Consider the following 14,363-nt stretch of genomic DNA (forward strand, 5'->3'; position numbering starts at 1 on the left):
AACTCGAAGCCGACAGCGCCGAAGGCGGGCAGGAAGCTGTAGCCCGTTGTCTCGAGCATGTCGTTGCGCGCGACCGGATCCGTGATCGCCATGATGTCGCTGATCGCGGTCTGATAGGTCCCCGCGTTCCCGATATCGAGATAGGGGATGTTGGCTGCCGCATCGAGGCGACCGGCGGTTGCGAACTGGTAGCGGGTCGCGGTCTGCTCGACGATCGGCGCGAAGATCGGCGCGATGCGCATCGTGACGTTGCTGCCTGCGACATCGCCGAGATCGATGATGTAGTTCAGGTTCAGGTTGCGAAGATCCTCGACCACGTCCTGCGTGTAGAGGCCATTGGCCTGCATCGCCGCGACGATATCGGCAGGCACCGCGCCGCCGCCAGTATAGCCGAGATCCGCGACCGTCACGCCCAGCGAGTCGGCCATCGCCTGCAGCTTGTCATTCAGATAGGTCGAGCTGTCGACGCCCAGATTGCCGTATTGCCACTGGCCGGCGCTCAGGTTGTACCACGCGATGAGCTGGGCCTCGTCCGAGGCGACGGGCGTACCGGTCGCGTCCCAGAAGATCGCTTTCGGCAGCATGCTGTTGTCGATCAGCGAGTTGCCGAAATAGGTGGCCAAAACGCTATTCGACAGGTTCGTCGCGTCGAGCGTGTTGGCGTTGTTCGCAATGGTCATCTCGGCGGAGGTGCTGTCGAAGAAGCCGATGCCTGCCTCTTCCTGACCGCCATCCCCGAAGAGCCCGTCGGGCAGGTTGAACTTCGAGTTGTAATCGGGATCGAAGAGTGCCGCGTACTGGGGATCGGCCGTATCGAAAGGGGTGAAGCTTTCACCCGAGCCGGTGCCGAGCTGCACCTTGAAGGCGATAATGCGGGCGCCGGTGAGGTTCGAGGTCTTGCCGTAGGTGTAGTATTCGGTGATGCCGCTGCTCGATTGCGTCGAGAGCATGATATCCATCGGCGTCGGGCCGGTCAGTTGCGTCTTCACCCGTTTGCCCGAGCCGGGAGGGGCCGTGCAGGTAAAGTCCGGCGTATTCGCCATCAGACAGTTGGTGATACCTTGCGGGTTGTTCGTGTTGCCAAAGTCGGCGTTGACCTCCCCCGTCACGGCCTTGAGGCCGGGCGGTTCAACGCCTTCCGCCGGATCGGAGAAGATAAGCCCGTCGCCGGTCACGCTGATGACGGGCGCGTCATCGAATGTGCCCGACCAGGCCGGATTCCCGAGGCACAGCAGCAAAGCGGCGGGCGCTACGGTGCGTTTCAAATTGGTAAGTAGTGTATTCGACATTCTTTGTCCCCATTCCCCAAGGCAAACGCTACGACAAGAAATCGTACGTCAATCAAGCCACTCTTTACACAATTGAACTGACAACCTGTCCGTGCGTTTGCCTCGGCGCGTTTCAGAAGTTCCCTCGCACGGACTTCAGTCACCGCGCTAAGCTTCCGCCCGGAAGCTTTCTTTGATTTGTATCAATGATTTGGTGGGCTGTTCGGGGTGTTGCGGAAAAGAGACGGGGTGGATGTCGCTTTTGTCTTGCCGCCTATGAATGGCCTTGAGAAGGGGCTGCGGTTTGCAGCCCGAAAACGGCCTTGAAAGCACAGGGCGGCGCGGAGAATTTCGCCCGCCCTGTGCGCGGTTTCGTGTTATTCCGCCGCCGTCTCGGTCGGCATCGCGGGCAGGTCGCTATCCGCCACGAGATGCCCGTCTCCAACATTGCGCAACAGAAGGCGCTGCGGACCCGTGCCCAGCTTGTAGACCGGGCTCGGCACCTCGCCGGACAGGCGCGGGGTGGGTTCGCGGACCTTGTCGGGGTCGGGGATCGGCACGGCGGCCATCAGGCGTTTCGTGTAGGGATGCTGCGGCGCGCCGAAAATCTGCGCGCGCGTGCCCATCTCCACGATCTGGCCCATATACATCACCGCGATCCGGTCCGAGATATTCTCGACGACCGCCATGTCGTGGCTGATGAACAGATAGGCGATGCCGAACTCGCGTTTCAGCGCCTCGAGCAGGTCCAGCACCCGCGCCTGCACCGACACATCCAGCGCCGAGACGCTCTCATCCGCGATGATCAGCTTGGGTTGCAGCGCCAGCGCGCGGGCGATGCAGATCCGCTGACGCTGACCGCCCGAGAACTCATGCGGATAGCGGTCGAGCTGATCGCGGGTGAGGCCGACGCGCTCGAACAGGCCCGCGACTTTCTCGCGTTGCTCCTCGGGCGTGCCGATGCCGTGGATCACCAGCGGCTCGGCCACCAGATCGCCCACGCGCATCCGCGGATCGAGCGCGGCCATCGGGTCCTGGAACACGATCTGGACGTCGCGGCGCATCTCTTTCATCTTCGCGCCGCTCAGCCCGCCCATCGTGTGGCCTGCGACCTCAATGCGGCCCTGATGCGGCACGAGCCCGGTCAGCGCCTTCGCGATGGTGGATTTGCCGCAGCCGCTTTCGCCGACGAGCGAGAAAGTCTCGCCCTCCATGATGTCGAAGCTGACACCCTCGACCGCGTGGACGCGATGGGTGACCTGCGACAGGATCCCGCCGCGAATGTCGAAATGCACCTTCACATCGCGCAGCCGCGCCACGGGTTTCGCATCCGGGGACGCGCCCGCAGCGCCGCTGCCGTCGCCCATGCGCGGAACGGCAGCCAGAAGATCCTGCGTATAGGCCTCGCGCGGGGCGGTGAAAATCTGCGAGACAGCGCCCGTCTCGACCGCCTGACCCTGTTTCATGACGATGACCCGCTCAGCCATCTCGGCCACCACGCCCATGTCATGGGTGATCAGGATGATTGCGGTGCCCATCTCGCTTTGTAGATCGCGCAGCAGGTCGAGCACCTCGCGTTGGACCGTCACATCAAGCGCGGTGGTCGGCTCGTCGGCGATCAGCACGTCGGGGCGCAGCGCCAGCGCCATCGCGATCATCACGCGCTGCCGCATACCGCCGGACAGCTCGTGCGGATATTGGGTCATCCGACGCTCGGGTTCGGAGATACGCACGCGGCGCAGCGCCTCGAGCGCGCGGGCGCGGGCCTCGCGTTTCGAGACCGGCTCATGCGCGCGGATCGCCTCGGAGAGTTGCAGGCCGATGCTCAGCACCGGGTTGAGCGACGTCATCGGCTCCTGAAAGATCATCGCGATGCGGTTGCCGCGCATGGCGCGCATCCGGCTTTCGGGCAGGCGCGTGAGGTCTTCGTCATGGAAGCGGATCGCGCCGGAGCTGACCCGCAGGGCAGGGGGCGGCAACAGCCCCATGATCGCCAGAGAGGTCAGCGATTTGCCCGAGCCGCTCTCGCCCGCGATGGCGATGGTCTCGCCGCGCGCAAGCGTGAAGCTCAGATCGCTCACCAGCGCCCGCTCGCGCCCTTCGGAGCGCACCGAGATCGTGAGACCTTCGACGGACAGCACCGGCTGGGCGGGCTCCGGGGCCATGACGGCCCCGGCTTGCGTTTGTTGCATTTCGATCATTCGAACACGTTTCTCGGGAAATAGAAGCTGACGACCCAGTTGGGCATATCGACGATCTCGGAAATGCGCAGATCGCCACAGGTCGAGACAAGCATATAGGCGTCGACCGCCGACATGCCGCGCTGCGCGCACAGCAGGTCGATCATGCCCGAGACCGCATCGCGCGCGCCCGACATCAGGTCCGGGCCGATGCCCGTCGTGACCTCGTAGCCCGCCGTGTCGAGGTGGCGCGTGACCGGCCCCGGCGTGGTGAAGCGCGGGAATTTCAGCGTCTCGTTCTTGATCAGATCGAAGCTGAGCACGCAGTTCATCGGGCTCTCGATCGCGGTGCCGCAGACCTCGCCATCGCCTTGGGCGGCATGGGTGTCGCCCACGGAGAACAGCGCGCCGTCGACCTCGACCGGCAGATAGAGCGTGGTGCCCGCCGCCAGATCGCGAATGTCGAGATTGCCGCCCACGCGGCGCGGGGGCACGATGGAATGCAGGCCTTTTTCGGCCGGGGCGACGCCGATAGTGCCGCAGAACGGCTTGAGGCCGACCTTGCCCTCGCTGCCCCAAAGCGCCTTGTCGGGCGAGGCCGCGTCGTATTTCCAGATCGTCAGTGCCGGATCTTCGAACTGATCCGCCAGCAGGCCGAAGCCCGGGATATTCGCAGTCCAGCCCCAGGCGGAGCCTTCCTGCTCGCGCGGTGTGAAGCTGTCGATGGTGACCTTGAGCACGTCACCGGGTTTCGCCCCTTCGACATAGATCGGGCCGGAGACCGGGTTGATCTTGCCGAAATCGAGGGTCTTCACGTCTTCCACCGTCGAGGACGGCCCGAGCTGTCCGGCCGAGCTGTCGTGGCAGTGGAATTCGATGGTCGATCCCGGGGCCACCGTCTCGGCCGGGACAAACGAGTTGTCCCAGCCGAAATGGTGCTGTGCGCCATGGATCGTATAGTCACAGGCTTTGCACATGCGCGCTTACTCCGTCACGTACACGTAGTCGTAGTTGACCGGGATCGAGACCGGGTCGACATAGAGCGCATCCGCGCCACCCATACGGCCCGACTTCATGGTGTAGCGGTTCTCGTTGAACACCGGGACCCAGGGCGCGTCTTCCATGACCTTCATGTAGACGTCGGACCATTTCTGCAGGCGCTCGTCCTGCTTGGCCGGATCGGTGATCGAGTCCGCTTCGGTCGCCATCGCGTCGAGTTCCTCGTTGCAATACCACGACCAGTTCCAGCCGCCTTCAACCGCTCCGGCACAACCGAGGATCGGACCGTAGAAGTTGGACGGATCGGGGAAGTCGGCGATCCACGCCATGCCGCCCGACCAGATCATCGGCGCGGTCTTCGGCGTGCCGCCCGCCTCGATGACATTGGCCTGCGCCAGCGCCTTGATGTCGACCTTCACGCCGATCTGCGACAGGTCCTGCTGGATCGCCTGAGCGATGCGCGGGTTCGGGTCGGTGTTCATCACGTAGAGCTCGGTCTCGAACCCGTCGGGATAGCCCGCATCCGCGAGCATCTGCTTGGCCTTTTCCTGATCGAAGGGATAGCCTTCGTAATCCTTGGTATAGCCCGGCATCGACGGCGGCAGCGGCTGGTTCGCGGGCGTGGCGCGGCCGTTGATCATCTGAACGATGCGGTCCTTGTTGATCGCCATGTTCATCGCCTGCCGCACCTCGACCTTGTCGAAGGGCTCCATCTGGACGTTGAGCGTGATGTAGCCGGTATGCAGCTGGCCACCCACGACGACCCGCTTGGCCTCGTCGGGATTGTCCATCACCTCGTTGAACTTCGCCGGAGGGATGCCGTCGCCGGGCACGTCCACCTCACCCTGCTGCAGCCGCAGCAGCGCCACGATCGGCTCCTGACCGACCTCAAAAGTAATGCTATCGAGATAAGGCACGCCCGAGCGCCAGTAATCGGCGTTCTTCTCGAACACGAGCTGCTGACCGATGGTCCAGTCAGACAGCTTGAACGCGCCGGTGCCGACCGGGTGCTTGCCGAAATCGGTGCCGTATTCGTCGACCGCTTCCTTCGGCACGACCGAGGCGAAGTTCAGCGCCATCACGTGCAGGAAGGTCGCGTCGGGGCGCGAGAGCTCGATCTTGACGGTGTAGGGATCGACAACGGTCACGCCTTCGAGGCTGGTGGCAGAGCCATCCGCCATCGCGTCATAGCCCTTGATCGAGCCGAAGAAGCCAGCGCCCGGCGATTGGGTCGCGGGGGTGGTGACGCGGTCGAGCGAGTATTTCACGTCCTCGGCCGTCATCTCACGACCGTTGTGGAATTTCACGCCCTCGCGCAGCTTGAAGGTGAAGGTCGTGCCGTCGTCGGAAATCTCGTAGCTCTCGGCAAGACCGGGGCGCAGCTCGGTGGTGCCGGGGACGTAATCCATCAGACCGTCGAAGACGGATTTGATCATCGACCAGTTCTGCCAGTCATAGCCGATCGCCGGGTCGAGCGTGGCCACATCGTCCTTGTAGGTCACGATGATATTGCCGCCGGGCTTGGCGTTCGGATCGGGCTGGTAGTCCTGCGCCGAGGCGAAGCTGGCAAGGCCCAGCGAGAGCGACAGCGCGCTGGTGGCAAGGATGTTTTTCATCAGGCTCATTTGAGGTGTTCTCCGTCAGTTGGACTTTTCTTTTGGTTCGCTCCCCGGTTGGCCCGGGGTATCTGATTGCGATCAGCGCAGCTTGATGCGCGGATCGATGAAAGGTGTGATCAGGTCGGCCAGCAGGTTGCCCAGCACGATGGCGCAGGCGGATACCAGCGTGACGCCCATGATGATCGGAATGTCGACGCGCTGGATCGCCTGCCAGGCGAGTTGCCCGATGCCCGGCCAGCCGAAGACGCTTTCCACCACGACGATGCCGGACATGAAGATGCCGATATCGATCCCGATCATCGCGATGATCGGCAGGATGGCGTTGGGCATCGCGTGCAGCGCCAGCACCCGGAAGCGGCGCAGCCCCTTGGCGCGCGCGGTGCGGATATAATCCGAGCGCAGCACGTCGATCATGCTCGAGCGCATCATCCGGCTATACCAGCCCGAGCCCATGATCCCGAGCGTCAGCGCAGGCAGCACGAGGTTCGAGAAGCTGCCGTAGCCGCCAATCGGGAACCAGCTCAGCTTGACCGCGAAGACATAGAGCAGGAGCAGACCGACCACGAATTGCGGGGCAGAAACCGCGACGAAAGAGGTGATCATCAGCGACTGATCGAGCGCGCCTCCGCGCCGGATCGCGGCCACGATCCCCAGCGTGAGCCCCATGATCAGCTCGGCCACGATCGCGCCCAGCATCAGAAGAAGCGTCGCGGGAAGACGCGCGGCAATCAGGGTCGCGACTTCGGTCTTCTGCAGGTAGCTGCGGCCCATATCGCCTTGGACCAGCCCGGTCAGATAGTGCCAGTATTGCACGATGAAGGGCTGATCGAGGCCCAGCTGGTGACGGATATTGGCAACCGTCTCGGGCGTGGCCGAGCGGCCCGCAATCTGGCGCACCGGGTCGGCGGGCAGCACGAAGAGCAGGAAGAAGGTGATGAAGGACACGCCCAGCAGGATCAGGGCGGCCTGGATCAGGCGGCGGATCAGATAGGCCAGCATCACTCACGCCCTCTCTGCGTCGGGTCGAGCACGTCGCGCAGCGCGTCGCCCACGAGGTTGAAGGACAGCGCCAGCAGCAAGATCGCGGCGCCCGGGATGAAGACGAGCCACGGGGCCGCCTGGAAATAGGTCTGGTTCTCGAAGATGATGTTGCCCCAGCTTGGCGTCGGCGGCTGAACGCCCACGCCGAGGTAGGACAGCGTCGCCTCCAGCAGCACCGTGGTCGAAATCCCCAGCGTGCCCCAGACGATGATCATCGGCACAAGATGCGGCAGGATGTGGCGGAACAGGATGCGCAGCGTACCTGCGCCAAGCGTGCGCTCGGCCGCGACGAATTCGCGCTCGGCCAGCGCCGAGGTCTCGGTGAAGACCACGCGGGCGGTCTGCACCCAGTTCACCAGCGCGATCACCATCGCGACGATCCACAGCGACGGCGTGAAGATCGCGGCCAGACAGATCGCCAGCAGAAGCGCCGGAAACGCCATCATCAGATCGGTGAAGCGCATCAGTACCGCACCGATCCAGCCGCGGAAATAGCCCGCGGTGACACCGATCAGCGTGCCGATGATCAGCGCCAGACCGTTCGCGACCACACCGATGATCAACGAGGTCCGCGCGCCGTACAGGATGCGCGAGAACAGGTCGCGGCCCAGCAGGTCGGTGCCCAGCCAGAACTTCTCGCCCGGCGGCATGGGCGAGCCTTCCAGCGTCAGCCCGTCGAACATCTGCTCCTGCGGCTCGAATGGCGCGATCCACGGCGCGAAGATCGCCCCGAGCGTCACGATCGCGATGATCGCAAAGCCCAGAAGCGCGAGCTTGCGGCGCATCAGGCGGCGCAGGGCGCTTTGCGGTCGGGCCGGTCCCTCAGCCAAGGTCGCGTCGGTCATCACTCTTCCTTTGTTCGTCATGGTTGGCGACGATGCGGCGCGCGGCATCTTCGAACGTCACGCGCCAAGCCATCGCCATCTGGCGCAGCTGGTCGTAGGCCTCGGCCTCGCTCTTGCCGCGCGCGGCCAGCAGCGTAACCGCCCGCACCACCGTCTGGCGTTCATCGAGCCTGCGACGCAGATCCGCGATCTCGCCGGAGAGCTGCGCTCGCGCCTCGAAGGCGAGCTGCGCGATCAGCAGCGCCGAATAGACCCCGCCATCGCCGACGGGTTTGAGGATCTGCGCATGCGCGCCGGCCTCCAGCGACCATTCGATCCGGCCGGGCGCTTCGGTGCCGATCAAGGCGATCATCGGCATCGGGCTTTCGCCCGTCTTCCACGGAAATTGCTCGTCATAGCCCTGATCGGCATCGAAGAAGACGAAATCCCCCGACAGGGCCTCGGCGGGCAGTTCGGGCCAGCAATGCACGACTGTCAGGCCGATCGCGCGCAATTGCCGCTCGAGCGCCTGCACGGTCGCGTGGGGGCGATGCAGGATATAGGCGCGCGCGCCGCCGAGATCGGGGATGCGGATCTTGCGCTTCATGAGACCACCTTCAGCCGGGGGGCTCCGGGCGCGATCGGATTGCGGCCGCGTGCGAGATAGGGATCGCCCGCGACGGCCTCGAACCGCTCGCGGACCGCGAAGGCGCCGTTCTCGACCTGCGCGATCAGGACGGGCAGGGCGGTGTGATGGGTCGACAGGTCGATCCCTTCCGAGCCCTGCGGCGCATCATGCAACAGCTGTGCGAGGCTCTGCTCGGCAGCGTCCTCATGCCCCGAGAGCAAAATCGCGAGGCGATAGACCGACGACCATGCGGCCGCTTCGTGCGAGGAGCCGAAATTGCGCTGCGCCTGCGGCCAGCCGGTCGCGCCCCGGAAATAGGGCCCTGCGGCGACCAGCCCCTCGATCGCGGCGGGGTGGATCGCGGGCAGTTCGCATTCGGTCAGATTGCACGACAGGATCGGGCAGGTCTCGGGGCGGAAATGCGCGTCTTCCTGCCCGAGCTTGTGATAGGCTTCGAGGAAGGCGTATTGCGACGGGCCGATCAGGTTGTTGAGGATGAAATCGGGCCGGGTCGCGCGGATCTCATTGATCATCCGCTCGACATCCAGCGAACCGAGCGGCAGGTAACGTTCGCCCAGAACCTCGCCGCTGGCGCTGAGGATCACGTCCCGCGCAAGCCGGTTCATCTCCCAGCCCCAGATGTAATTCGAGCCAGTCAGGAAGCCCCTCCGCCCCAGCCGCGCAAAGGCCCAGCCAAGCAGCGGCAGCAGATGCTGGTTCGGGCAGGCATGGGTGTAGACGACATGATCGGAGGCCTCGAACCCCTCATAGGGCACCGCATACCAAAGCGTCCCGCCCGCCTTCTCCAGCGTCGGGATCACCTCCTTGCGGCTCCACGAGGTGACGCAGCCGACGACATGGCGCGCATCGCTGTCGCGCAGGATCTCCTCGCAGAGCGGGCCGTAGGCGTCGATATTGCCCTGCGGGTCGCGCTCGATCGGGGCGAACGTGATCGGGAGATCGGGCATCGAATTGATCTCGGCAATCGCGCTGAGCGCCCCGGTCCGGCAGGCTTCGGAGATCAGCGAATAGCTTCCCGAGCGGGAATACAGCAGGCCAAGTTCAATCCGTTTCTTCATTTCCACTCTTGCAGACCCTTTGAGCCAAAACGCAAAACGCCCCGCTGACTTGCCGCGGATGTGCGGTGTCAAAGCGAGGCGCGAATGCCGTTCGGGTTATTCCGATGTGCGTTAAGGTTTGCAGCGCGCCCGTCAGCCGACAAGCGCAAATTGCGAAACCGCGCTGGGATCGGGAGGCTGAGCGGGATTTTCGGGGTGAGTTGCATAAAATTTGCGCACAAAAGCGTCATGTGAACGCGGATTGGTCTCACGCTGCAGTGAGAATCGCGCGCCTCGGAACCTCATGGATCGTCTGAAGTGGCTGGTTCGAATTGAGGGTCACCAGTGTCCTGATGGCGACCGCAGTTTCAAATCGCTCCCCGCTCCATCGCAGAAGCTCCGGGTCGAGACAGGACGTTCGCCAGCCGGATATCACGGACGCACGCAAATTCGTGAATACTTGCGAAATGACATAACCCGTGCAAACCTCGCACACACAGGGGGAGGAAAGAGAGTTTCCGCTTTTGAGGAGAAGTCGGAAGCTTGGCGTTCACGCCGACTCACGAAACCGCGATTCGCTTGGAGGAGTGCTGTCGCGTGTTTTCGACCTCTCTCTCACTTCGGTCCCGCATCTGTCGGGGTCGCAACCAAACGGGGAGGAACCATGAAAAATCTGACCACTCGCAGACATGCGTTACGCACTCTTGCCGCGGCGGGGGCTGCCAGCCTTGCTGCGCCGCATATCGCCTCGGCCCAAGCCAATGGCACGACCTGGAAGATCCAGACCTCGTGGCCGGGCGGCGTCGGTCTCCAGACCTTCAAGGACTGGTGCGCCACGATTCAGGAAAAGACCGGCGGCGAACTCGCCTTCCAGCCGTTCGGCGCGAATGACGTCGTGGGCGACTTCCAGCTTTACGACGCGGTGAAGAACGGCGTGCTCGACGCGGTCAACCCGTTCACCATCTATGTGCAGGGCATCATCCCGGCGGGGGTGTTCCTGACGTCCTATCCGCTCGGGCTGCGCAACCCGCATGAATTCGACGTGTTCTATTACGGCCTCGGCGGGCTGGAGATGGCGCGCGAGCTTTATGCGGCGCAGGGTATGTATTTCGTGGGCCCCATTCATCACGGCCCGAACATCATCCACTCGAAAGTGCCGATCCGCTCGATCGACGACTTCCGCGGCCGCAAGATGCGCCTTCCGGGCGGCATGGTCGCCGATGTCTTCGGCGAGATCGGCGCGGAGACCACCGTGCTTCCCGGCTCGGAGATCTTCCCGGCGCTGGAGAAGGGCACGATCGACGTGGCCGACTATGTGGGCCCGGCGGTGAACTACGCGCTCGGCTTCAGCCAGGTGACCAGCTACATCTCGATGGGCCCGCCCGGCATGATGTCGCTCTACCAGCCGGTGGACATCATGGACATCACCGTCGGCATGGATGCGTGGAACAAGCTCAGCCCCGAGATGAAGCAGTTCGTCGAGATGGAGACCCACGTCTATTCCGACATGCATCACGCCGCGATCCAGAAGGCCGACCAGGAGGCCTGGGCCAAGTTCGAGGCCGACGGCACCGAGGTTACGCGCCTCAGCCAGGACGATGTGGAGCTGATGACCGAAGTCGCCGTTCCGATCTGGTTCAAATACGCCAATCGCGACAAGGACAGCGCGCGGATCTTCAAGACCCAGCTCGACTACATGATGTCCGGCTCGCTGGGCTATGTGACGCCCGATCTGGTCGACGGGCTGGAACTGAAGCTCTGATTTGATCCGACAGACAGTGTGACGGGCCCGCCCTTTGGCGCGGGCCCGGTTCAACTGATGGCCGGGCATGACCCGGCAACAGGGGGTGGGCAATGCCCAGTATCGACTTTACTCTACCGCATTGGGCCTATTGGGCGGGGTTGATCCTCTTCCCGATCATTGCGGCAACGCTGGCCAACCGGCCACGCAAGACGGAGCGGCGTTATTCGCTCTCCTTGGGCTATTTCATTCTCGTAACCGGGGGGATGCTGGGACTGCATCGCTTCTACGTGAAAAGCCTGCTGGGCTTTCTCTTCATCCCGGTCTTCATCGCCATTCTCTATGCGAATGCGCAAGGTCACGACGCGCGCGGCACGGTCTCGGACATGTCGAACGTGGTGCGCATGGCCGAGCGCTCGCTGGAGCGCGAACAGGAACGCGTCGACACGGCGAAGGCCGATCTGCCCAAGCTGCGCGAGGAACTCGCCGCCGCCGAGGAAGGCAGCTTCGCGCAGAAGCGCGCGCAGCGTAACGTCGATCGCGCCGAGAAGCGGGTCACGGATGGCGAGGCGGTGATCGAACAGGCGCAGGCCGATCTCGTCGAGGCGCGCCCGAAGAGGGACGCGGCCGCAGCCGTCCTCGCGAAATGGCGCAGCATCTCGAAATATGCCTTCTGGGTGCTGCTCGCAGGGATCGTCATCGACGCGCTCCTGCTTCCGATGCTGGTGCGGCGCGCGAATGCCGCGCTGCCCGAGCATGAGGAGGAAAGCGAGGTCGAGCGGCGTCTTGAGGCGCTCGAAGACGAGGAGATGAAAGACGACTCCCGCCATATCTCGTCGGGCTGGACCGGCTGGATCGACCGGCTCTCCCTCAAGGCGGGCGAATTCGTCAGCTACTGGGCGATCATCGCGGTCTTCGTCTATTATTTCGAGGTGATCAGCCGCTACGTCTTCAACAGCCCGACCAACTGGGCGCATGAGGCGATGTATCTGATGTTCGGGATGCAATACCTGATCTCGGGCGCCTATGCGATGCTGACCGAGAGCCATGTGCGCGTCGACATCTTCTACGCGCCGCTGTCGAAACCGCGCAAGGCGTGGGTCGATCTGCTGACCTCGGTCTTCTTCTTCATCTTCGCGGGCACATTGCTGGTGACGTCGTGGATCTTCGCGATGGACGCGATCGCCGTGCCCACGGGCAACGGGCTCATCTCGCAATGGGCGCGCGGCGAAATTCCGACCGGCGAGATGCTGGCGAACTGGAATCTCGGACAATGGACCGATGCGAATGTCCGCTGGGGCGAGATCAGCTTCAACGAATGGGAGGTGCCTCTGTGGCCGATGAAATGGGTCATGGTGATCGGCGCTCTGCTGCTTGTTTTGCAGGGCATTTCGAAATTCGCACAAGATCTGCGGATCGTAATGGGCAGGGGCTGATACATGGGACTTGAAATTGGAATTGAGTGGCTGACACTCATCATGTTCGGCTCGCTGGTCGTCCTGCTGATGGCAGGGCTTCCACTGGCCTTCGTCACGGGCGGTCTGGCCTGTGTCTTCCTGTTCGTGCTGGGCGACGAACGCGCGCTCAACATCGTGCCGAGCCGCATCTTCCCGCTGATGACGAACTACCAGCTCTCGGCGATCCCCCTGTTCATCTTCATGGCGTCAATGCTGGAGAGGGCAGGGATCATCAACGAGATGTTCGACGTCATCTACAAGGTGTTGGGCGGGGTGCGCGGCGGTCTGGCCGCGGCCACGATCATCGCTTCGACCGTGCTGGCTGCAATGGTGGGCGTGATCGGGGCTGCGGTGGTGACGATGGGGATCATCGCGCTGCCGGCGATGCTCGATCGCGGATATAACGCGAAGATCGCGATGGGGTCCATCATGGCGGGCGGCACGCTCGGCATCCTGATCCCGCCGTCGATCCTCGCGATCATCTATGCGGTCGTGGCCGAGCAATCGGTGGGCGAGCTGTTCATCGGCGCGGTCATTCCCGGCCTGCTTCTGTCGGGCATGTATGTGGCCTATGTGCTGATCCGCTGCGCGATCAACCCCGAGATGGGCCCGCCGATCCCGCCGGAAGAGCGCATCTCGGGACGCGAGAAGATCCGCCTGATGAGCAATATGTCAGCACCGATCTCGCTGATCGTGATCGTGCTGGGCGTGATCTTCACCGGTGTTGCGACCCCGGTGGAAGCGGCTGGCATCGGCACGTTCGGCGCGATCATCGTGGCGGCGATCCACCGCAAGCTCGACTGGCAGACGATCCGTGAGGCCGCAGTCACGACGCTCAAGGCCTCGGCGATGGTCATCTGGATCATGTTCGGCGCGACGATCTTTGTCGGGCTCTACGTGCTCGAAGGCGGTCAGCAATTCGTGCAGAACGCGTTGCAGGCGACCGGGCTCGGGCCGTGGGGCATCCTGATCATCATGCAGCTCGTGCTGATCATTCTCGGGATGTTTCTCGACTGGGTCGGCATTCTGCTGCTCTGCGTGCCGATCTTCGTGCCGATCGTGAAGGCGCTCGGCGCCGAGGCCTTCGGGTTGAGCGATCCCGACGATCTGGTGCTGTGGTTCGGGGTGCTCTACCTCGTGAACATGCAGATGAGCTTCCTGTCGCCGCCTTTCGGCTATGCGCTGTTCTATCTGCGCGGAGTGGCGCCGCCGGAAATCCCGATGGGCGATATCTTCCGCTCGGCGCTGCCGTTCCTGGCGCTTCAGGTGGTGGGCTTGTTGCTATGCATGTTCTTCCCGGAGATCATCATCTGGCTGCCGAAACTGGTCTACGGTTGATCGCTCGCACCCGGACCGGAAGAAATGAGAAGCCCCGCGCAGTGCGCGGGGCTTTTTTTGTCTGTCGGTTCAGGTTCCTGCCGTCAGCCTCGGTAGGGCGCCCCGGGGTATCCTCACGCAGGAAAATCACCGTCTGCGAAAGTCTGCCGGCAACTTTCGGATCTTGAGCGATACTTCTCCGGATCAATCTCCGTTGCGGCAACCGACCCG

At 63.5% G+C, this 14,363-nt stretch carries 11 protein-coding genes; 3 read left to right on the forward strand and 8 right to left on the reverse strand.

Going from position 1 to position 14,363, the window contains the following annotated elements; all coding sequences use genetic code 11:
- From BMI87_RS19510 to BMI87_RS19545, 8 genes are all read right to left on the reverse strand, one after another.
- Window positions 1-1,289 (reverse strand): choice-of-anchor F family protein (locus tag BMI87_RS19510; RefSeq protein ID WP_146681687.1); only part of this gene is annotated, 1,289 nt, incomplete at its 3' end.
- Between the two features lie 356 nt (window positions 1,290-1,645).
- Window positions 1,646-3,460, reverse strand: a complete 1,815-nt coding sequence (locus tag BMI87_RS19515) for an ABC transporter ATP-binding protein (RefSeq protein ID WP_078523213.1) — start codon at window positions 3,458-3,460, stop codon at window positions 1,646-1,648.
- 5 nt (window positions 3,461-3,465) lie between these two features.
- Window positions 3,466-4,425 carry an acetamidase/formamidase family protein gene (locus tag BMI87_RS19520; protein ID WP_078523181.1) on the reverse strand — a complete coding sequence of 320 codons (960 nt, stop codon included), beginning with the start codon at window positions 4,423-4,425 and terminating at the stop codon, window positions 3,466-3,468.
- A 6-nt stretch (window positions 4,426-4,431) separates the two neighbouring features.
- The gene (locus tag BMI87_RS19525; RefSeq protein WP_078523214.1) at window positions 4,432-6,063 is read right to left on the reverse strand and encodes an ABC transporter substrate-binding protein; all 1,632 of its coding nucleotides are present in this window, start codon (window positions 6,061-6,063) and stop codon (window positions 4,432-4,434) included.
- A gap of 81 nt (window positions 6,064-6,144) precedes the next feature.
- A complete protein-coding gene (locus BMI87_RS19530; protein WP_078523182.1) occupies window positions 6,145-7,065 on the reverse strand; it encodes an ABC transporter permease in 921 nt (306 codons plus the stop codon).
- Window positions 7,065-7,952 carry an ABC transporter permease gene (locus BMI87_RS19535; RefSeq protein WP_078523183.1) on the reverse strand — a complete coding sequence of 296 codons (888 nt, stop codon included), beginning with the start codon at window positions 7,950-7,952 and terminating at the stop codon, window positions 7,065-7,067. The genes BMI87_RS19530 and BMI87_RS19535 overlap by 1 nt, the downstream gene beginning before the upstream one ends.
- Window positions 7,930-8,538, reverse strand: coding sequence for an ANTAR domain-containing response regulator (locus BMI87_RS19540; protein ID WP_078523184.1), 609 nt, complete (start codon window positions 8,536-8,538; stop codon window positions 7,930-7,932). The genes BMI87_RS19535 and BMI87_RS19540 overlap by 23 nt, the downstream gene beginning before the upstream one ends.
- Window positions 8,535-9,638, reverse strand: a complete 1,104-nt coding sequence (locus BMI87_RS19545) for a transporter substrate-binding protein (RefSeq protein WP_078523185.1) — start codon at window positions 9,636-9,638, stop codon at window positions 8,535-8,537. The genes BMI87_RS19540 and BMI87_RS19545 overlap by 4 nt, the downstream gene beginning before the upstream one ends.
- A gap of 643 nt (window positions 9,639-10,281) precedes the next feature.
- Between BMI87_RS19545 and dctP the strand changes: the two genes are divergently transcribed.
- The 3 genes from dctP (at window position 10,282) to BMI87_RS19560 (ending at window position 14,153) form a co-directional block, all read left to right on the forward strand.
- A complete protein-coding gene (dctP, locus tag BMI87_RS19550) occupies window positions 10,282-11,379 on the forward strand; it encodes a TRAP transporter substrate-binding protein DctP (RefSeq protein ID WP_078523186.1) in 1,098 nt (365 codons plus the stop codon).
- 92 nt (window positions 11,380-11,471) lie between these two features.
- Window positions 11,472-12,794 carry a TRAP transporter small permease subunit gene (locus BMI87_RS19555; protein WP_078523187.1) on the forward strand — a complete coding sequence of 441 codons (1,323 nt, stop codon included), beginning with the start codon at window positions 11,472-11,474 and terminating at the stop codon, window positions 12,792-12,794.
- Between the two features lie 3 nt (window positions 12,795-12,797).
- A complete protein-coding gene (locus BMI87_RS19560; RefSeq protein ID WP_078523188.1) occupies window positions 12,798-14,153 on the forward strand; it encodes a TRAP transporter large permease subunit in 1,356 nt (451 codons plus the stop codon).
- The last annotated feature ends 210 nt before the right edge of the window (window positions 14,154-14,363 follow it).

The organism is Thioclava sp. F28-4 (assembly GCF_002020045.1).
Classification (GTDB): domain Bacteria; phylum Pseudomonadota; class Alphaproteobacteria; order Rhodobacterales; family Rhodobacteraceae; genus Thioclava; species Thioclava sediminum.